Source organism: Erythrobacter sp. RANMB8, from assembly GCF_056848235.1.
The window spans coordinates 53,111-71,647 of the sequence record NZ_JBREHG010000005.1 but is presented as its reverse complement, the minus strand read 5'-3'; the positions used below and the strand labels follow the sequence as shown (position 1 = coordinate 71,647).

At 67.0% G+C, this 18,537-nt stretch carries 17 protein-coding genes; 4 read left to right on the top strand and 13 right to left on the bottom strand.

What is annotated here, in order from left to right; translation table 11 throughout:
- Positions 1–42: 42 nt before the first annotated feature.
- The 3 genes from ACU0AG_RS09010 to ACU0AG_RS09000 are packed head-to-tail and all read right to left on the bottom strand — an operon-like array spanning position 43 to position 4,679.
- Positions 43–1,197: a beta-barrel domain-containing protein gene (locus ACU0AG_RS09010; protein WP_482781940.1), complete on the bottom strand. Its 1,155-nt coding sequence runs from the start codon at positions 1,195–1,197 to the stop codon at positions 43–45.
- The gene (locus ACU0AG_RS09005) at positions 1,194–3,302 is read right to left on the bottom strand and encodes an ATP-binding cassette domain-containing protein (RefSeq protein WP_482781939.1); all 2,109 of its coding nucleotides are present in this window, start codon (positions 3,300–3,302) and stop codon (positions 1,194–1,196) included. Before ACU0AG_RS09005 ends, ACU0AG_RS09010 begins: the two co-directional genes overlap by 4 nt.
- A 15-nt stretch (positions 3,303–3,317) precedes the next feature.
- Positions 3,318–4,679: a TolC family protein gene (locus ACU0AG_RS09000; protein WP_482781938.1), complete on the bottom strand. Its 1,362-nt coding sequence runs from the start codon at positions 4,677–4,679 to the stop codon at positions 3,318–3,320.
- Positions 4,680–4,842: 163 nt separating this feature from the next.
- Between ACU0AG_RS09000 and ACU0AG_RS08995 the strand changes: the two genes are divergently transcribed.
- Positions 4,843–5,856, top strand: a complete 1,014-nt coding sequence (locus tag ACU0AG_RS08995) for an NAD-dependent epimerase/dehydratase family protein (RefSeq protein WP_482781937.1) — start codon at positions 4,843–4,845, stop codon at positions 5,854–5,856.
- A 6-nt stretch (positions 5,857–5,862) separates the two neighbouring features.
- Here ACU0AG_RS08995 and ACU0AG_RS08990 read toward each other — a convergent pair whose 3' ends face one another.
- Positions 5,863–6,411: a hypothetical protein gene (locus ACU0AG_RS08990; protein ID WP_482781936.1), complete on the bottom strand. Its 549-nt coding sequence runs from the start codon at positions 6,409–6,411 to the stop codon at positions 5,863–5,865.
- Between the two features lie 162 nt (positions 6,412–6,573).
- On the opposite strand from ACU0AG_RS08990, the gene ACU0AG_RS08985 reads away from it, so the two are divergent.
- Entirely contained in the window at positions 6,574–7,863 is a 1,290-nt protein-coding gene (locus tag ACU0AG_RS08985) for a nucleotide sugar dehydrogenase (protein WP_482781935.1), read from the top strand.
- Between the two features lie 163 nt (positions 7,864–8,026).
- On the opposite strand, the gene ACU0AG_RS08980 is transcribed toward ACU0AG_RS08985, so the two are convergent.
- The 8 genes from ACU0AG_RS08980 to ACU0AG_RS08945 all read right to left on the bottom strand — a co-directional run bounded on the left by ACU0AG_RS08980 (position 8,027) and on the right by ACU0AG_RS08945 (position 14,841).
- A complete protein-coding gene (locus ACU0AG_RS08980; RefSeq protein ID WP_482781934.1) occupies positions 8,027–8,548 on the bottom strand; it encodes a demethoxyubiquinone hydroxylase family protein in 522 nt (173 codons plus the stop codon).
- A gap of 22 nt (positions 8,549–8,570) precedes the next feature.
- On the bottom strand, positions 8,571–9,023 hold the full coding sequence (locus ACU0AG_RS08975; protein WP_482781933.1) for a disulfide bond formation protein B: 453 nt from the start codon (positions 9,021–9,023) through the stop codon (positions 8,571–8,573).
- Between the two features lie 10 nt (positions 9,024–9,033).
- Complete coding sequence (locus ACU0AG_RS08970) at positions 9,034–10,383, bottom strand: S41 family peptidase (RefSeq protein ID WP_482781932.1); 1,350 nt, start codon at positions 10,381–10,383, stop codon at positions 9,034–9,036.
- Positions 10,384–10,514: 131 nt separating this feature from the next.
- Positions 10,515–11,744 carry a murein hydrolase activator EnvC family protein gene (locus ACU0AG_RS08965; RefSeq protein ID WP_482781931.1) on the bottom strand — a complete coding sequence of 410 codons (1,230 nt, stop codon included), beginning with the start codon at positions 11,742–11,744 and terminating at the stop codon, positions 10,515–10,517.
- 6 nt (positions 11,745–11,750) lie between these two features.
- Positions 11,751–12,176 (bottom strand): 23S rRNA (pseudouridine(1915)-N(3))-methyltransferase RlmH, encoded by a 426-nt coding sequence (locus ACU0AG_RS08960; RefSeq protein ID WP_482782052.1) that lies wholly within the window; start codon positions 12,174–12,176, stop codon positions 11,751–11,753.
- Positions 12,177–12,349: 173 nt separating this feature from the next.
- Entirely contained in the window at positions 12,350–12,703 is a 354-nt protein-coding gene (gene rsfS, locus ACU0AG_RS08955; RefSeq protein ID WP_482782051.1) for a ribosome silencing factor, read from the bottom strand.
- Between the two features lie 174 nt (positions 12,704–12,877).
- Positions 12,878–13,540: a nicotinate-nucleotide adenylyltransferase gene (locus tag ACU0AG_RS08950; protein WP_482781930.1), complete on the bottom strand. Its 663-nt coding sequence runs from the start codon at positions 13,538–13,540 to the stop codon at positions 12,878–12,880.
- Between the two features lie 11 nt (positions 13,541–13,551).
- A complete protein-coding gene (locus ACU0AG_RS08945; RefSeq protein WP_482781929.1) occupies positions 13,552–14,841 on the bottom strand; it encodes a glutamate-5-semialdehyde dehydrogenase in 1,290 nt (429 codons plus the stop codon).
- Between the two features lie 231 nt (positions 14,842–15,072).
- On the opposite strand from ACU0AG_RS08945, the gene ACU0AG_RS08940 reads away from it, so the two are divergent.
- Both ACU0AG_RS08940 and ACU0AG_RS08935 read left to right on the top strand, forming a co-directional pair.
- Entirely contained in the window at positions 15,073–16,251 is a 1,179-nt protein-coding gene (locus ACU0AG_RS08940; RefSeq protein ID WP_482781928.1) for a peptidoglycan DD-metalloendopeptidase family protein, read from the top strand.
- A 13-nt stretch (positions 16,252–16,264) separates the two neighbouring features.
- Entirely contained in the window at positions 16,265–16,630 is a 366-nt protein-coding gene (locus ACU0AG_RS08935; protein WP_482781927.1) for a bactofilin family protein, read from the top strand.
- 102 nt (positions 16,631–16,732) lie between these two features.
- On the opposite strand, the gene ACU0AG_RS08930 is transcribed toward ACU0AG_RS08935, so the two are convergent.
- Positions 16,733–18,394, bottom strand: coding sequence for an AMP-binding protein (locus ACU0AG_RS08930; protein ID WP_482781926.1), 1,662 nt, complete (start codon positions 18,392–18,394; stop codon positions 16,733–16,735).
- Between the last annotated feature and the right edge of the window lie 143 nt (positions 18,395–18,537).

Sequence of the window (18,537 nt, the reverse complement as noted above, 5' to 3'; positions counted from 1 at the left end):
AATGGCATTCAAGCGGTTGGGATAGTATAAAATCGTCGTGCCCTATTGCTCCTGCATGCTCTCGGACACGGTCTTGAAAATCGGCTTGGTAAGGTAATTCCACACGGTCGATTTGCCGGTCAGGATTTCGGCGCTGGTCGTCATCCCCGGTTGCAGATCGACCGCGACGCTGCCTGCCCCTTTTACCATCGTGGCGAGGTCGACTTCGAGATTGACGCGGTAATAGGCCTCGGACGAGCCGTCCTGTGCGGTTTCGACGATGGTGTCGGGGCTGACGAACACCACCTTGCCCGTGGCCGAGCCATAGATTGCACTATCATAGGCATCGAAATTGACCCGCGCTGTCTGGCCGACCTTCACAAAGGCGATGTCGCGCGGGGATACGCGGGATTCGACGATCAGCTTCTGCCCGGCGGGCACGATCTGGAGCACCTCCTCGCCCGCCCGCACAACGCCGCCGATGGTGGTGATGCGCACGTTCTTGACGATCCCGTCCGTCGGCGCGGTGAGCGATGCGGCGGCGAGACTGTCCTCGGCGCGGGCCAGCTGTTCGCGGGCGGCGGCAAGCTGTTCCTCGGTCGAGGTGAACTCGTCCTGCAAATCGCGCACATATTGCGCCCGCAGGTTCGAGATGCGCCCCTCGGTCTCGACCACGCGCTGGCGCATGGCGATGATCTCGGACCGGGCGACATCGCCGGTATCGAGCAGCGGCAGGTTGAGATCGAGCTCCTGCTGCTGCAGCCGCGCCAGATTGCGCAGGGTGGCAATCTCGCCATCGATGCTGGCGCGGCGCTGGGTGAACAGCTGGCGCTGGTTGGCGGTGAATTCGGGGAAATCCGCCAGCGATGCGGGGAAGCTGAGCGGGCGCTGGTACAATTCGGCACTGATGCGCGCCATCCGGCTTTCCAGCGCGGCCACCTTGACCCGCGCCTCTCGCACGGCAGCTTCGAGCTGCACGGTATCGAGCGCGATCAGCAAATCGCCCGCCTTGACCCGCGCCCCTTCGCGCACCGCGATGCGGGCAATCGCGCCGTCCTGTTCGCTCTGCACCACCTGCACCCGCGCAAACGGGACCACCCGACCCGGCGCACGGGCGACCTGGTCAAGCTCGGCCCACAAGGACCAGCCGATAAAACCGAGGATCGCGGCGCAGATCGATACGATGATCAGCCCTGACGGGCGCATGATGCGGTTCATGGAGTGCCCCCCGCGTTGATCCGGGTGCTCACCAGCCCCTCGCCAGCGGGCCGTGCCTGCGCTGACATATCCCTGATCTTGCGCAGGAATTCCTCTTTCGTTTCATTGCTGACAACCGTCCCGCGGGCCATCACCATCACCCGGTCAAAGCGTTCGATCAGCGGCAGCTTGTGGGTCGCCATGACGACGATGGCATCCTTGCCGAAACTGGCGTCGAGCGTGTCGAGCACCGCCTTCTCGCTCGCCGCATCAAGCGCGGCGGTGGGCTCGTCGAGCAGCCAGATCGCCGGTGCGGCGTGGATCAGGCGGTTGAGCGCCACCAACGCCCGCTGCCCGCCCGAAAGCCCTGCGCCGCCTTCCTGCAACTCGGCATCGAGCCCGCGCTGGCCGCCCGCAAACAGCGCCTCCAGTCCGGTGGCCTGACCGACGCGGATCAATTCGTCATCGCTGACAGCGCCCAGCCCCATCGTCAGGCTTTCGCGCAAGGTGCCGCGCACCAGCCGCGCAGATTGCGAAAGATAGCCGACATTGCGGCGCACCGTTTCCTCGGCGATCTGCGACAGATCGAGCCCGCCCAGCGTGATCGTGCCGCCGGTGGGGGAGTAAAGCCCCGCCAGCAGCCGCAGCAGCGTCGACTTGCCCGCACCGACCCCGCCGAGAATCGCCACCTTCTCGCCCGGATTGATCCGCAGCCGATCGACCGAAAGCACATCCGGCCCCCCGCGATAGGCAAAGCGCACATCGCTGAGCACCAGCGGCCCCGCCAGCCGCCCCGGCCGCAGCCCCCCGCGCGAGGCGGTTTTCTCGACCGGATATTGCATCAGCATGTCCAGCCCCTTCAACGAGGAGCGGGCATAGCCCCATTGCACGATCAGGCCGGGCAACTGCGCGATCAGCGGCCCGTTGATGCGCCCGACGATGATCGAACAGGCCAGCAACGCGCCGGTGGTGATCTCTCCCGTCGCCGCGAGATAGGCCCCGAAGGCCAGCACGGCCGTATAGGTGACCTGCTGCATGGTCGAAAACAGCGCACCCGAAACGGCCGAGGCGCGCTTCACCGGGTCGTCGTAGAAATGGATCTCGCGGATCAGCCGGTTCCAGCGCGCCAGCATGTGCCAGCCGCCGAGATTGGCCTTCAGCGTCTCCGAGGCATCGAGCATCTCGACCAGCAAGCCGTTCTTGCGCGTGCCGGTCACCTGCGCGCGTTCGGCACTGGTGCGGATGATCCGGGCGAACAGCAGCGCCATGCCGATGGCGATCGGGAAGCTGATCACCGGCACCAGCGCCAGCGGCCCGCCGATGCCCAGCACCACGACGATAAACAGCAGCGCAAACGGCAGATCGGTCATCACGAACAGCGAGCTGGCCGACATCACCTGCCGGATCTGTTCCTGCCCCTGGATCTGCGCTGCCATCGTCCCGATCCCGCCGGGCCGCGCATCCAGCCGGATCGCCTGCGTACGGGCGAAGAAGAACTCGGAAACCTCGCGGTCGATCGCCTGCGCCTCGGCCTCGATCAGCACGCCGCGCAAGGCCCGCAGCGCCAGATCGAGCAGCAGCGCGAACAGCACGCCCACGGTCAGCACCGCCAGCGTCGAAAAGCTCGCGAGCGGGATCACCCGGTCATAAAGCTGCATCGCATAGAGCGACACGGCCAGCGTCAGGATATTGGCGAACACCGTCGCCAGCCCCGCCAGCAGCAGCGGGCTCTTGCGGCGGGCGATGGCGCGGACGAAGATCCGGAAGGCGCTGGCTTCGCGCTCGCCCGACGGGTCGGGCCAGTCGAGCCGGTAGAAGCTCTGGTCATAGGCGCTGAAGGCAAGGCTGCCACCGCCTGCGAGCGCGAATTCATCCTCGCCGATCCATTGCTGGGCGACCTGCCAGCCCTGCGCGGCATCGTGCACCAGCGCGGGAAATTCGTCCGGACGCGGGCGGCCCGCCAACGCCTGCGGAGGCTCCCAGCCGAGCGCCGAGCGCAAGGCCTCGAGCGCCGCCACGCCTTCGGGCAGGGCATCGGCATCGCAACCGCTCGCCCAGCCGGGCGGCAAGGCGCGGCCCGACGCATCGGCATAGCGTTCGATCGCGGCAAGAAGTTCGGACCCCATCAGCGCCTACTTGCTCTAAAGCCCCGCCGGACGCCAGCGGCAAGACAGGGCCAGGATGCGCGTCGCGCTGGCCGCCGCATTCACCCGTGCATCGCTCTCGCCGATCCGCGCCGAGGTGACTTCGCGGGCGGCGTTGAGCACATCCAGCCAGCTGCGCCGCCCGGCGACGAACTGGCGCTGGTAGCTGGCCTGCAAATCGGCCGCCGCGCTGCTGGCATAGGCTCCCGCCTCGGCCTGAGCGCGGTTGGAGCGCAAGGCGACATATTCATTGGCAAGCCGCGCCCGCAACTCGCGGTCGGCAGCGCCAAGCCGGGCGATTGTCTGATCGACCCGCGCTTCGGCCCGGTCGACCGCGGAAAAGCGCGACAGGCCATTGCCGGTCTGGGCGCGTACCACCAATGCCGCACGCGCTCCGGTGATCTCGTTCTGCGACAGCTGAAGCAGCAGCCGCGGCCACAGCGCCCCCTTGGCCCCGCGCACATCGGCTTCGGCGGAAGCGATTTCGTGCTTCAGGCGCCCGAAAGCGGGCGCGCAGGCGGCCATTTCGTCATAGGCCAATCCCTCGGGCGGGACCGAAGCGAAGATCGCCGCGTCCGGCAGGGCAATCGCATCCGGCACGACGCCCGCCAGCTCGCGCAGGCGAAGCCGGGCATTGTCGCCCGCCTCGATCACTGCCGCCAGTTCGATTTCCAGCTGGGTGGTGCGCGAACGCGCCAGCGTAAGATCGGCGAGCGGCGAGACTTCCTGCGCCACCCGCCGCTCGATCGAGGCGACCAGCGCGCGGTGATCGGCGAGCCCCGCTTCCAGCGCACGGGCGCGCTCGTCAGCCCGCAGCGCGCCGAACCATGCCTCGATCAATCCCGAAAGCAGGCCGAACCGCGCCTCGCGCAGGCCTTCGGCACTGGCATCGCGCAAGCCGCGAGCGGATTCGATCTGGCTGTCGATCGCCCCGCCCGCCCACAGCGGCTGTTCCAGCGCGACATTGATCGCCAGCCCGTCACGATCGGCAACGTTCGAGCCCCGCGTCGCGGCCAGCGCCTCGGCCTGAAGGCTGGGATAGCGCAGCCAGCGTGCCGCATCGAGATCGGCCTCGGACACCGCCAGCGCGGCGCGGCTGGCGATGACCTGCGGGTTGTCATCCAGCGCCTGATCGGCAAGCTGCGCGAGCGCCGGGGGAATGCCCTGCGGCACGGCCTGCACGGGTTCGGTGCTGTCCGGCCCTGCGACCGGGCCATAGGCCGGCTGATTGGTGGCCGTCTGCGCCTGCGCCAGCGTTCCCGCAATCAGCGCCGCCAGCACCGGCACGACCAGCCGCCCGCGCCGCAGCACGTTGCCGGATCGTCGGGGATGCTGGGGATGAATCGCCGGATTGCCCATGCCTGTTGCCGCCGAGTGCACAGGCCCGTCTGGCCCGCCGCTGCTCTGTTGCGCCTGCAATCCACGCAGATCGCTGGACAGACAAGCAAAAAGTGCCCGCGCCCGGCAATCGGCCCGCGCCAATCCGATTGCATCGCCAGCCATTGGCCAGCAATAGGGCCCGATGCGCACCGTTCTTGTCACCGGCTCGGCCGGATTCATCGGCTTCCACCTCTCGCAGCTGCTGCTGGAGGAGGGCTTCCGCGTCATCGGCTATGACGGGATGACCGACTATTACGACGTGCGGATCAAGCAGCGCCGCCACCAGATGCTGCTGCAACACCCCCATTTCACCTGCACCGAGGGAATGCTGGAGGATTTCGAACGCCTCCATGCCCTCGCGCTGGCGGAGAAGCCCGATGTGATCGTCCACCTCGCGGCGCAGGCGGGGGTGCGCTACAGCCTCGAAAACCCGCGCGCCTATATCGACGCCAATCTGATCGGCACCTTCAACGTGATGGAATGCGCCCGCGAGTTGGGCGTGGATCATCTGCTGATGGCGTCCACATCGTCAGTCTATGGCGCGAACACCGAGATGCCGTTCGACGAAGGGCAGAAGGTCGATACGCCGCTGACGCTCTACGCCGCCACCAAAAAGGCCAACGAGGCGATGGCGCATTCCTATGCCCACCTCTGGAACCTGCCGACCACGATGTTCCGCTTCTTCACGGTCTATGGCCCGTGGGGGCGGCCGGACATGGCGCTGTTCAAGTTCACCCGCGGCATCCTCGAAGGCACCCCGATCGACATCTACAATGACGGCGAGATGTACCGCGATTTCACCTATGTGACCGATCTTGTGCGTGGCATCCGCCTGCTGGTCGACGCCGCGCCGGTGCGGCCCGAAACCCCGGAGGACATTGCACCCGGAGACAGTCTTTCGCCCGTCGCGCCGTTCCGGGTGGTCAATATCGGCAATGGCGACAAGGTGCGGCTGATGGATTTCGTCGAGGCGATCGAGGCCGAATGCGGGCGCGCGGCGGTGAAGAACTTCATGCCGATCCAGCCGGGCGATGTGCCCGCGACATGGGCCGATGCCTCGCTGCTCCACTCGCTGACCGGATATGCGCCGCAAACCCCGTTCCGCGAGGGCGTGGCGCGGTTTGTGGCGTGGTACCGGGATTACTACGGCGTATAGGCGGGCTTACTTGGGCGGAGGCAGCGCGCCTTCGCCCGGAAGTTCGGCCTGACGTTCCTTCTCGAGCCGCTGCATGTATTCGCGCTCGATCATCTCGACCCGCTCCTGTTCGGCAGCAGCCTCGGCATCGATGGTGGAGAGACGTTCGGCGCGGGCGGCCTCGATCAGCTTGGCAAAACGCACATTGTCCGCCTCGGCGCGGTCCTTGTAGGCGGCCTCGACGAACTTCTGGGTGCAGCCGGTGAAGCCGCCCGCGCCCGCGGGCGAGCAGCTCATCGCGCCGAAATCGCCGACATACTTGATTTCCTCGACCCGGTTCGCCCAGGCCTTGTTCTGCGGATTGTCGCTGTAACGCAGGTTGGAGGGGATGCGATACCGCTCGGCCTCGACCAGAATTTCGCAGACCACCACTTCGCCTTCCTTGGCGACCGGGCATTCGGACGCATCATAGGCGATCACCATGTTGATCTTCTCGTTGGCGCTCTGTGCAGCAGCGGGGCTGGCGGCAGCAAGCGCGGCGAGCAGGGCGGTTGCGGGGGCGAGCAGGTGCTTCATCGCGGGTGATCCTTTTGCGGGCGCGGCGGATGGCAATGCCATGCCCTGTCTTCGACCAGCTTGTCTAGGCCCGCAGGGCTGAACCGCGGGTGAAGCCCGGCCTGCAAGCACACAGCGCATGGTTAGCGAAAAATTGAGTCCTGCGCTGCTACGCGGACGCGCATGGATAAAATGATTGCAGTTGTGGGACTTGGCTATGTCGGCCTGCCGGTCGCGGTGGCGCTGGCCGAAAGGCTGGGCGGCGCGGGCGTAAAAGTGACCGGGTTCGATATTTCCGCTGCCCGCGTGGCCGAATTGCAGGCCGGCCACGACAGCACCCGCGAAATCGCCGGCGAACGGCTGACGTCATGCGGCCTTGCCGTCTCGGATGATCCGGCGGTGCTGGAAGGCGCCGGCATGATCATCGTCACCGTGCCGACCCCGATCACCGACGAGCGCCGCCCCGACCTCACACCGTTGGAGAAGGCCTGCGCAACCATCGGCCCGCGCCTGTCGAAGGGCGCGCTGGTGGTGTTCGAATCGACCGTTTTCCCGGGCGTGACCGAAGATATCTGCGGGCCGTGGCTGGCGGCGCATTCAGGCCTGGAACAGGGACGCGACTTTGCACTCGGCTACAGTCCGGAACGGATCAATCCGGGTGATCATGTCCACCGGCTGGAGACGATCATCAAGATCATCGCCGCCGATAGCCCCGCTGCCATCGCCCGGATGCGCAGCGTCTACGGCGCGATTGTCGATGCGGGGCTGCACGAGGCGCCCTCGATCAGGGTGGCCGAGGCTGCCAAGGTGATCGAGAACACCCAGCGCGATCTCAACATCGCGCTGATGAACGAAATCGCGCTGATCTTCGACCGGATGGATATTCCCACGCGTGATGTGCTCGCCGCAGCGGGGACGAAGTGGAACTTCCTGCCCTTCACCCCCGGCCTCGTTGGCGGGCACTGCATCGGGGTCGATCCGTTCTACCTGACGGCAGCGGCGGAAAGGCTCGGCTACCGGCCCGAAGTGATCCTTGCCGGACGGCGGATCAATGACAGCATGGGGCAGGCGATCGCGCAGAAGGTGGTGAAGCTGCTGATCGGCAATGGCGTGTCGCCCTGCCGTGCGCGGGTTGGCGTCATGGGACTGACCTTCAAGGAAGACGTGCCCGATATCCGCAATTCCAAGGTGCCCGACATCCTCGCCGAACTGCGCGAATATGGCATTGATGCGCTGGTCAGCGATCCGCTGGCCGACGCCGGCGAGGCGCAGCGCGAATACGGCATCACCCTCAGTCCGCCCGAAGACCTGACCCAGCTCGATGCGCTGGTGCTGGCGGTCAGCCACAGCCATTTCCTCGCCAACCCCGCCGATCTGGTGGCGCGGGTGCGCGAAGGCGGGGTGCTGGTGGACGTCAAGAGCGCGCTCGATCGCGACGCGCTGCCGGGCGAACTGGTGTATTGGAGTTTGTGAGGGAAGTTATGGAGGTAGGCCCCGGTCGCGCAGCGACCGCAAGGGCGGAGTCGAAGCTGAAGGCGCAGACGTGCGAAGCACACCTGCAAGGCCGCCCGCAGGCGCCCGTAGCGAAGCGAAGGAATAGCGCCGAGGACGCACCCGCGGAGGCGGGTGCGAAAAACTAAATCCTCTCACTCACCTTGATCGCGATCCGGCAGCCGAGGCGGATGGCGCCGGACAGCAGCGGATATGCGGGTGCGCGTTCGGCGCCGTTGGCGAGTGCCGCGTCGCGGTGTTCGCGCTCATCCTCGCGGAAGGCCTCGATCATTTCGGCGAGTTCGGGATCGGCCCCGCTTTCCGCCAGCTTTTCGAGCTGTTCGGAATAGTGCTTGTCGATCTCGGTCTCGACCGCCGCGGTGCAGGCCATCGCGGCTTCGGGGCCGAGCAATGCCGTGCCCGCGCCCAGCGCGTATCCCGCGACCGACCAGAACGGATGCAGCGCCGTGGGGCGCACGCCGCGCTTGGCCAGCAGGGCATCGAACTTGGCGCGGTGCTCTGCCTCTTGCGCGGCCATGTGGCGGATTTCGGCGGAATGCGGCCCGCGATCGCCCATCACGGCAAGCTGGCCTTCATAAATCCGCGTCGCACCGAATTCGCCGGCCTGATCGACGCGGATCATGCGGTGGAGTTCTTCGCGCTGCATCGTCTGCTCCTTCGCCTGCGGCTTACTTCCTATACGCGGACAGCGCCACAATGGCTGCACCGGCGATGCCCGAAATCAGGAAATTGAACCCCGCCAGCGAAACGCCGAACAGCGTCCAGGGGGCGACATCGCAGCGGATCAGCGGTGCGGCGGCCGGGTCCATCACGTCGATATTGGACGGCAGGGTGGAACAGCCGGTAATCCCTTCCCACCAGCCATATTCGACGCCGGCATGAAACCCGCCGATCAGGCCGGAGGTGAGGATCGCCAGCCCCGCCAGCGCGGTCCACACCTGCGGCGGCTTCAGGAAAAACGCCAGCACCCCGATGCCGAGTGCGGCGAAATGCGGATAGCGCTGCCACCAGCACATTTCGCACGGCGGCAGGCCGAACACATATTGCGCGATATAGGCCCCGCCGAGCAAGCCAGCAGGGACGAGCACGGCAAGCCACCGCGCCTTGGCCGGATTATCCATGGCTGATGCCCTAGCGCTTCGCCGGGCGCAGCGCCACCGTGCTGCGGGTGGTGCGGCGCAGGGTTTCCATCGCGTAGTGCAGCTGGAAGTCCTTGACGCCCTGTTCCTCCAGCTGGGCCGCGGTCAGCTGGAAGCGCGGATCGGCGATCTTGTCCGCTTCCATTTCCTCGTCCTTGATCCCGAGCTCGTTGATCAGGTGGCCGCGCAGGTCGCTTTCGCGGGTCTGATACTTGGCGCGGAGGAGGAAATCGGGGTCGGAAATCTGCGGCACGGCAATGTCGGGCTTGATCCCGCCTTCCTGCACCGATTTGCCCGAGGGCGTGAAATAGCGCGCCGTCGTCAGCTTCAGCGCGGCATCGGTGCCGAGCGGCAGTAGCGACTGCACCGAACCCTTGCCGAAGCTGCGTTCGCCCATGATCAGCGCGCGGCGGTGATCCTGCAACGCTCCGGCGACAATCTCGCTGGCCGAGGCCGAGCCCGCGTTGATCAGCACGATCATCGGCACACCTTCGGCCATGTCGCCGCGATAGACCGATTCGGCATCGTAGAGCATCGTTTCGCCCCGTGCCCGCCCGCGCTGGCTGACGATCCGGCCATCGCTGAGGAACAGGTCGGACAGCGCCACCGATTCATCGAGGCTCCCGCCCGGATTGTTGCGCAGGTCGAGCACCAGCCCGTTCACCCGCCCGCCCGGCGCCTGCTTCTTGATCGCCTGCCAGGCAGCATAGACATCCGCGCCGACATTGGCCGAGAATTCGTTGACCGAAATCATCCCGATCCCGCCAGCCGCCAGCTCATAGGTCACCGGCTCAAGCTCGATCACGCCGCGGGTGACATCGACTTCGAGCGGCTCGTCGCGCCCGGGGCGGAAAATGGTCAGCCGGATCGACGTGCCCGAAGGCCCGCGCATCTGCGCCACGGCATCATCAAGGCTGCCGCCATAGATCAACTTGCCATCGAGGTGCGTGATGAAATCGCCCGCCTTGATCCCCGCGCCATCGGCAGGGCTGCCCTTGAACGGGGAAATCACCTTCACCGCGCCGTCTTCCAGCACGACCGAGAGGCCAAGACCCGAATATTGCCCGTCGATCATGGTTTCGAGGCGCTGCAAATCGCCCCCGTCGAGATAGGCCGAATGCGGATCGAGCGCCGCCAGCATCCCGTCGATCGCGCCGCGGATCAGCTTTTCATCCTCGACCGGCTCGACATAGCTGGCCTTCACCCGCTGGAACACCGCGAACAGCTTGGCAAATTCGGGGCCGGCGCGGCCATCGACCTGCGCCATGGTGGCGGTGGTGGCTGGGATCAGCGCGACAGCGGTGACAAGAGCGGCGCTGCGTAGGAGAGCGGCGATTTTCATGGGTGCGAGAGGCTCCTTCGGGGGCCGAGTGTATAGGTTCGCAAGGCTGAACGCCAGATGAGAGGTGACGGCAACGCAACGCGTGCCATGCTGCGACAGAATCCGCCGGTTTTTCACCGGCTGCGTGCGACTTAGCGCAGGAATTGCAGCGGGTTGACCGGCTCTCCGGCACGGCGCAATTCGATTGTCACGGGCAGTTCGCCGCCATCGGCGATGCCCACCGGGCTGCCGCCGATTACGCTGTCGCCGACCGCGGCATCGACCCGCGCAAGGCCGGTGACGAGGCTGGTCCAGCCGCCATCGTGCTCGATAATCACGATTCGTCCGAAGCCGCGATAGGCCCCGGCAAAGGCGATCCGTCCGCGCCCGGGCGCCACAACCTGCGCGCCCTTGACCGGTGCCAGCGTCAGCCCGGTGCTGGCCAGCCCGCTGTCGCGCTTCGCCCCGAACCCCACAAGGGTGCGTCCCTGCACCGGCAGCTGGAAATCACGCGGCGGCGGCGCGCTGGCGGCGGGCGAGGGTATGCCATCGGGGATAGCAGGCAGATCGGCAGAAAGGTCTGCCGGACGCAGCACCGGCCCCGGAAAGGCCGCCAGATCGCGGCGCAGGGCGGCCACCTCGTCGAGCCGGTCGACCAGCCCGTCGAGATCGCGGGCTTCCTCGGCCAGTGCCAGCGCCCGCTCGGCCTCGCGCAGCGCCGCCCCGCGGGCCGTGCGCGAGGCAATGCGCTGGCGGGTTTCCAGCGCGGCGAGGCTCTGGCGGCGTTCGCGCAAGGCCCCTTCGCTCTCACGCAGCTGGTCGAGCGAGGCGGCCGCCTGCTGCTCCAGCGCCCGACCGCGGTCGAGTTCGCTGCGCAGCACGGCGGTGCGCTGGCGGATCTGCGGCACCGCGCTGTCGAGCACGGCGCGCACGTGCACCACATCTTTCAGCGAGCCGGGCTGCAAGGCGGACAGGGCCAGCGGGCGGCGGGCGGCGGTCTGCAAGGCTGCGGCGAGCCGCGCTGTCGGCTCCTGCTTTTCCGCCAGCCGGGCGGCAAGCGCGGCGCGCTGGCTGCGGGCGATGGAATAGCGGGCGCGGGCGGCTTCGATATCGGCTTCGGCCTGCTGGATCCGGGCGGCGAGCGCGGCGGCTTCGCTGGCGGTGCGCTGCGCGGCTTCGGTGGCGGCTTCGGCCTCGCCGGTGAGGCGGGCGGCACGGGCTTCGGCGCGGCGGCTTTCGCGGGTGGCGCGGGCGAGCGCGGCTTCGGCCTCGTCCGGCTCGATCAGCTGCACCGCGCTCTGCGCCCGGACGACGGGCAGCACGGCGAGCAGGCCCGCCGTTACGGATGCGGCAATGACGGCAAGGCTGATCGCACGGTTCATCGGCAGCTATCCTGCCCGATGATAGGGGTGGCCTGCAAGAATCGTGGTGGCACGGTAGAGCTGCTCCAGCAGCATGGCGCGGGCGAGCATGTGCGGCCAGGTGGCAGGGCCGAAGGCGAGCAGCAGATCGGCCGAGGCGCGCTCCGCCTCGGAATGCCCGTCCGCCGCGCCGAGCATGAAGCGCGTCTCGCGCACGCCGTCATCGCGCCAGCGACCGAGCAGGGCGGCGAAATCCTCTGACGTCATGGCCTTGCCGCGTTCATCGAGCAGCACGGTGCGGCAGGGGGTGAGCGCCTCACCCACCTTGCCCGCGCCGGTATCGGGCCATTCGGTGATCTTGCAGGGCCAGGTCAGGCGCTTGGCATAACGCTCCACCAGCTCGCCCTCCGGCGACCGGCCAATCTTCCCGCGCGCGATGATGTGGAGGAGGATAGGAACAACCCCGATGAAACGGACTGGAACGGGCCGCAGGCCCGCAAGGCCGACCGGCCGCCCGCAGCGATGCGGCCTTCAGGCCGCGTGAGCGAGGATTTCGCAGCCCGGATGGGCTGCGGAACACAAAAATCACTGAGGACGCTCGCCCGGAGGGGCGAGCGCAAAACAAACTAATTCCTGCCGGCCATCGACGTTTCCGACCCCTCGAACGACCACATGCGTTCAAGGTTGTAGAAGCTGCGCACTTCGGGGCGGAACAGGTGCACCACCACGTCGCCGGCGTCGATCAGCACCCAGTCGGCAGCGGGCAGGCCTTCGACCCGCGCATGGCCGAACCCGGCTTTCTTGATCTCTTCGGCCAGCTTCTGCGCCATCGAGGCGACCTGCCGCGTCGAACGGCCGCTGGCGATCACCATGTGATCGGCGATCGAGCTTTTGCCTTCGAGCGGAATCGTGACGATTTCCTGCGCCTGATCGTCATCAAGCTGCTTGAGCACCAGCTGGTGCAGCGTGTCGCTGCCCATCTCAGTGCGCACAAGCGATTGGGCCGCATTCGCCGCGGCCTGGGCCGGAGCGAGCGGAATGGATGCAACAAATGCCTCGGTAATCGGCAATCGGGTATCTCCAGACTTCGGGGCGATGGAAAGCGGCAGCACGCAGTCCGGCGGGCGGGCGTGCCGAAGCGCTGCGACAGCGCCTCATGCGGGCTCGCCCGGGCGGATGCTGCGGAATGTCAGCTGATCACGAACCGGCACATTTCCATCCGGGCCAAGCAAAGCTTCGGCCCACCCGGCATTGGCACGGCGGATGGCCGTGGCCGAGCGGTGATCCGGATCGAAACGCAATAACACCAGGGCCGGTGCGCTCCATTGCCCCCGTTTCCGAATACTGGCAGCAGGCACACGATAGCGCCTGAACCAGGCCATGGCGGGGCTCGTCATGGCGCCTGCATCATAGCCGGGGCGGGCGATAACCGCAATCGGCATTGTCCGGGCGATCCGGCGCCAGTCTTTCCAGCGGTGGAATTCGGCGAGGTTATCGGCTCCCATCAGCCACACGAACCGCCGCTTCGGATAGCGCCGCACGAGCTTTGCGAGGGTATCGACGGTGTAGCGGGTGCCCAGCGCACGCTCGATCGCGGTGGGCACGATCGGCGCGCGGCGGGCCTCGATCTGCGCGGATCGCAGCCGGGCGGCGAGCGGTGCCATGCCCGCCTTCGGCTTCAGCGGATTGCCGGGGGAGACCAGCCACCACACCTCGTCCAGCCCGAGCGCCGAGGCCGCAAACAGGCTGATGCGCCGGTGCCCGCCGTGCGCGGGGTTGAAACTGCCGCCCAGGAGGCCGGTATAGGTGGCGGGCAAATTCAAGGCTGTCAGGGCCGCGCCTGCCCCTGCCCGCGCACCTGCCACTTGTAGGTCGTCAGCCCTTCAAGCGCGACGGGGCCGCGGGCGTGCAGGCGTCCGGTGGCAATGCCGATCTCCGCGCCGAGGCCGAATTCGCCCCCGTCGGCGAATTGCGAGGAGGCGTTGTGCATCACGATGGCGCTGTCGACTTCGGCAAGGAAGCGTTCGGCAACGGCAGCATCGGCGGTGACGATCACGTCGGTATGGGCCGAGGAATGGCGGGCGATATGCGCCAGCGCCGCGTCCAGCCCGTCGACCACCGCGACCGACAGGATCGCATCGAGATATTCGGTGTCCCAGTCATTCGCGCTCGCCGGAATCACGCGGGGGTCAAGCGCCTGCGCCCGCCCGTCGCCGCGCACCTCGCAGCCCTTGTCGAGCAGCGCGGCGACCAGCGCGGGGCCTTGCGGAAACGCCGAATCGATCAGCAGCGTCTCCATCGCGCCGCAGATGCCGGTGCGGCGCAGCTTGGCATTGAGCGCGAGCGACACCGCCATGTCGGGATCGGCGGCGGCGTGGACATAAGTGTGGCAGATGCCGTCAAGGTGGGCGAGCACCGGCACGCGGGCATCGGCCTGCACGCGGGCGACGAGGCTCTTGCCGCCGCGGGGCACGATCATGTCGATCAGCCCTGCTGCCGCCAGCATCGCGCCCACCGCAGCGCGGTCCTGCGTCGGGATCAGTTGCACCGCCTCTGCCGGAACCCCGCCCGCGACCAGCCCTTGGGTCAGCGCGGCGTGGATGGCATGGTTCGAATGCACCGCCTCGCTCCCCCCGCGCAGCAGCGCTGCATTGCCGGCCCGCACGCACAGCGCGGCGGCATCGGCGGTCACGTTCGGGCGGCTTTCATAGATGATCCCGATCACCCCGATGGGCACGCGAATCCGGCGGAGTTTCAAGCCGTTGGGCCGCTCGGACGAATCGATCACCTGCCCCGTCGGATCGGGCAGACCGGCCACCGCATCAACCGCATCGGCAATGGCCGAAAGGCGCGATTCATCGAGCCGCAGCCGGTCGAGCATCGCGCCCGAAAGCCCCCGCGCCTCGCCTGCGGCAAGATCCTGCGCGTTGGCGGCAATCACTGCCGGAATGGCATCGCGCAGCGCCTGTGCGGCAAGGTGCAGCGCACCCGCGCGGGCCTCGCCCGGCAGGCCTGCAAGGCGGCGCTGGGCCTGCCGCGCCGCCGTGGCAAGACCATTAACGAGCGCGACAGGATCGACCGAATCGACCGGCGCAAGAGGGGCATGGGAGGCAGTCATGCCCCGCGCCTTAGCACCGCTGTCCGATGCTGTCAGCGCAAGCGATTCGCTGCTGCGCGGCGGTAAATCCGGCCTCGGTAGAACCCCGCAGTGCAACACCTGTGAACGATTGCACAACTCACCGCGAATCCGCTTCGTTTCACCTGCACTGGCAAAAGCGGGATTCGACCGGGGGCAGGGGTGCTGATACCGGCGCTGCGGGGTCGAATATAACATACATCGGGGCCGCGCTTGTCAGACACCAATACCGCATTGAAGTGGGGCGACCGGCTGCGCCAGTGGTTCCCCGACCGCGAGTTCTTCATGCGTGCCGATGGTCAGGTGCGCTTCATCAAGATCTCCTCGAAGCTCCAGATGCGCGTCGCCGCAGGCGCGGTTGCGCTGGCGCTGGTGTGGCTCGTGTCGCTCGCGGTGATGGCCTGGGGGCAATATCGTGCCGAGGCCGATCTCGCCTCTTTCGCCGAGGAAAAAGCCCGCGTCGCCACCGCGCGCGAACGGCTCAACGCCTATGGCGGCAATCTCGACAAGGTCGTCGATGATCTGCAGGAACGGCAGGAATTCCTTGAAGAAATGGCGCGGATGCTGCCCGAGGACATGGTCGCCGAAGGCGCGGCCAGCGGCACCGTTACCGATTCCACCGCCGAAGCCAGCGAGACCGTAAAGAAAGTCAGCGCGCTGATCCCGCAAGCCCGCGGCCTCGCCGAGATCGAGGCCCGCCAGCTCGCTTTCGTGGAACGCCTCACCCGCTTCGCCGATGCCCGCGCCCGCCGTGCCGAGGCTGCGATGCGCAAGCTGAACCTCGATCCCAAGTTTCTCAGCCGCCAGACGCAAGAGGCCATGGGTGGTCCGTTCGAGGCGATTCTCGGCGAGGGCGAAGACATCGACCCGCGGTTCGAGCGCCTCGGCCTCAGCCTTGCGCGCATGGCGGTGCTGGAGCGTGCGCTGGACGGCATCCCGCAGGTGGTTCCCGCGAGTGTCGAGAACATCACCTCCGGCTTCGGCTATCGCCGCGATCCCTTCAACGGGCGCGGGGCGATGCATGCCGGGATCGATTTCAAGGGCGCCACAGGTTCGCCGATCTTCGCCGCTGCCGATGGCCGCGTGACCTTTGCCGGATGGAAATCGGGCTATGGCCAGGCGATCGAGATCACGCACGGTAACGGAATGTTGACCCGCTACGCCCACTTGTCGCGCATCGGGGTGAAGGTCGGCCAGCCGATCGCTGCCGGGGCGACCATCGGCGGGCTCGGCAACACCGGGCGTTCCACCGGCCCGCACCTGCACTTCGAAGTCCGCATCAATGATCGCGCGGTCAATCCGCGCCCGTTTCTGGAGGCCGCCCCCGATGTTCTCAAGGAAGTCCGCAGCGGGCGACCAGACCGCGCCGCAACCCTCGCCCCGGCCCGTTAACAGGAGCAGCAGCATGGCTTCCGGTTCGACCTTTTCGGTGATTGGCGCGGATGTCGTGATCACCGGCAACATCACTGCCTCGGCCGATCTGCATATCGACGGCACGATCGAAGGCGACATCAAGTGCGCTGCGCTGGTGCAGGGCGAGAAGAGCAGCCTCAATGGCGCGGTGGTGGCCGAAAGCGCCCGCCTTGCCGGCAAGGTCAAGGGGTCGATCACCGCGCGGGAACTGGTGATCCTCAAGAGCGCGGTGATCGAAGGCGATGTGCATTATGACGCGCTGACCATCGAACAGGGCGCGCAGGTTGACGGGCGCTTTGCCCCCAACGCCCGCCAGCCGGTCAAGGCCGTGCCGACCAGCGTCGAGGCGGCCGAGTAAGCCTTTTGCCGCCAATGTTTCACGTGAAACATTGGGCGGCCACAGCCTAAACGCGGCCTAAACCGGGTCTAGAGGGGGTCTGGCGCGACCTAAAGGGCACACCTAGAGCACCTCTGCGCGCAGCGTTTTGCGGTCCAGCTTGCCAATCATCGTCTTGGGCAGGCTTTCGCGGATCACCACCTGATCGACCCGTTCGTGCTTGCCGATGCGGGCGTTGAGCCAGCTCGCCAGTTCCTCAGCCGTGGCCGCGGCGCCTTCGTTCAGCGTGACATAGGCGCGTGGCACCTCGCCGCGGTATTCTTCCGGCACGCCGATCACCAGCGCCTCCTTCACCGCCGGATGTTCGAGGATCACGTCCTCGACCACGCTGGGGAAGACCTTGAAGCCGCCCACCGCGATCATGTCCTTGATGCGGTCGACGATCTCGAGGAAGCCGTCCGCGTCGATCCGCGCCACATCGCCGGTGCGCAGGTAACGCTTGCCATCGCGCTCGACGAAGGTCTCGGCATCGCTTTCGGGGCGCTGCCAGTAACCGCGCATGATCTGCGGGCCGCACACGGCCAGCTCGCCCGGCTCGCCTTCAGGAGCGAGTTGCGACGGGTCGCCCTTGTCGAGCAGGATCACTTCGGTCCCCGGCACCAGCTGGCCGATGGTGCCGCGCTTGCGGGTGCCTTCATAGGGATTGGCCGAGACCACGCCCGAACTCTCCGTCAGGCCATAGCCCTCGCACACCCGCACGCCGGTGACCTCCTCGAACCTGAGGTGCACGGGCGCAGGCATCGGCGCACCGCCGGAGATGCAGACCTTGAGGCTGGAAAGATCGGTCTTGGCCAGATCGGGGTGATCGAGCATCGCCTGGAACATCGTCGGCACGCCGGGAAAGCCGGTGCAGCGGTATTTCTGGATCGTCGCGAGCACCTGCGCGGTCTCGAACCGCGGCACCATCGCGATCGAGGCGCCGGTGACCATCGCGTGATTGAGCAGCGCGGTGTTGGCGAAGACATGGAAGAACGGCAGCGCCCCCATGAACACCTCGCCCGCCGGATCGCCGAAAGGATTGATCGCGGCGACCTGCTGGGCGTTCACCGAAAGCTGGTCATGCCCCAGCATCGCCCCCTTGGGCCGCCCGGTGGTGCCGCCGGTATATTGCAGCAGCGCGAGATCGGCGGGGGTGACTTCCACCTGCGGCGGCGCGCCATGCGGGGTCATTTCGACCCAGCTCTTCACGCTTGGCCCGAAAGCCACATCGGCAATCTGGCTGCGCTTCAGCAGTTGCAGGGCAACGCCCTTGAACCACGGAAGCTGGTCGGCAAGGCTGCCCACCACCAGCGTTTCCAGCGCGGAACCTTCCAGCACCTTGTGCGCGGTCTTGTAGAGTTCGGGCACATCGACCGTCACCAGCACCCGCGTGCCGGAATCGCCGACCTGCCAGCTCAGCTCCTCGACCGAATAGAGCGGCGAGAAGTTCACCACCACCGCGCCCGCCATCATCGCGCCGTAGTAAGCGGCGGCGTAGATCGGGACATTGGGCAGGAACAGGCCGACGCGGTCGCCCTTGCGGATGCCGATTTCGGTCAGCCCCAGCGCAAAGGCCTGCGCCTGCGCATGGATCTGCTTGTAGCTGTAAGTCCGCCCGAGGAAATGCAGGAACGGCGCACCCGGATTGGCGCGAGTGGTGGCCGCGAACATCGCGGGCAGGCTCTGCGGCGCGAAGCGGGTGCCGGAGGGAGTGGGGTGGTGATAGGCGGGGCTACTGACAGTCATGTCAGTAATTGTGGCCGACAATCATCCGGCGCACAAGCGAAACTGGGCGGGCCTAAACGCCAAATAGCAAAATCCCGTCACTCCCTGACCGATACGGGATCCGGGCCAAGGGCATGGGGGATAGAGCAATTTCGGCCCGCCAA

What these genes read in the sequence shown, in the direction of transcription:
- ACU0AG_RS09010 (WP_482781940.1), bottom strand. Translation starts at nt 1,197, where the DNA reads ATGAACCGCATCATGCGCCCGTCAGGGCTGATCATCGTATCGATCTGC.
- ACU0AG_RS09005 (WP_482781939.1), bottom strand. Translation starts at nt 3,302, where the DNA reads ATGGGGTCCGAACTTCTTGCCGCGATCGAACGCTATGCCGATGCGTCG.
- ACU0AG_RS09000 (WP_482781938.1), bottom strand. Translation starts at nt 4,679, where the DNA reads ATGGGCAATCCGGCGATTCATCCCCAGCATCCCCGACGATCCGGCAAC.
- ACU0AG_RS08995 (WP_482781937.1), top strand. Translation starts at nt 4,843, where the DNA reads ATGCGCACCGTTCTTGTCACCGGCTCGGCCGGATTCATCGGCTTCCAC.
- ACU0AG_RS08990 (WP_482781936.1), bottom strand. Translation starts at nt 6,411, where the DNA reads ATGAAGCACCTGCTCGCCCCCGCAACCGCCCTGCTCGCCGCGCTTGCT.
- ACU0AG_RS08985 (WP_482781935.1), top strand. Translation starts at nt 6,574, where the DNA reads ATGGATAAAATGATTGCAGTTGTGGGACTTGGCTATGTCGGCCTGCCG.
- ACU0AG_RS08980 (WP_482781934.1), bottom strand. Translation starts at nt 8,548, where the DNA reads ATGCAGCGCGAAGAACTCCACCGCATGATCCGCGTCGATCAGGCCGGC.
- ACU0AG_RS08975 (WP_482781933.1), bottom strand. Translation starts at nt 9,023, where the DNA reads ATGGATAATCCGGCCAAGGCGCGGTGGCTTGCCGTGCTCGTCCCTGCT.
- ACU0AG_RS08970 (WP_482781932.1), bottom strand. Translation starts at nt 10,383, where the DNA reads ATGAAAATCGCCGCTCTCCTACGCAGCGCCGCTCTTGTCACCGCTGTC.
- ACU0AG_RS08965 (WP_482781931.1), bottom strand. Translation starts at nt 11,744, where the DNA reads ATGAACCGTGCGATCAGCCTTGCCGTCATTGCCGCATCCGTAACGGCG.
- rsfS (WP_482782051.1), bottom strand. Translation starts at nt 12,703, where the DNA reads ATGGGCAGCGACACGCTGCACCAGCTGGTGCTCAAGCAGCTTGATGAC.
- ACU0AG_RS08945 (WP_482781929.1), bottom strand. Translation starts at nt 14,841, where the DNA reads ATGACTGCCTCCCATGCCCCTCTTGCGCCGGTCGATTCGGTCGATCCT.
- ACU0AG_RS08935 (WP_482781927.1), top strand. Translation starts at nt 16,265, where the DNA reads ATGGCTTCCGGTTCGACCTTTTCGGTGATTGGCGCGGATGTCGTGATC.
- ACU0AG_RS08930 (WP_482781926.1), bottom strand. Translation starts at nt 18,394, where the DNA reads ATGACTGTCAGTAGCCCCGCCTATCACCACCCCACTCCCTCCGGCACC.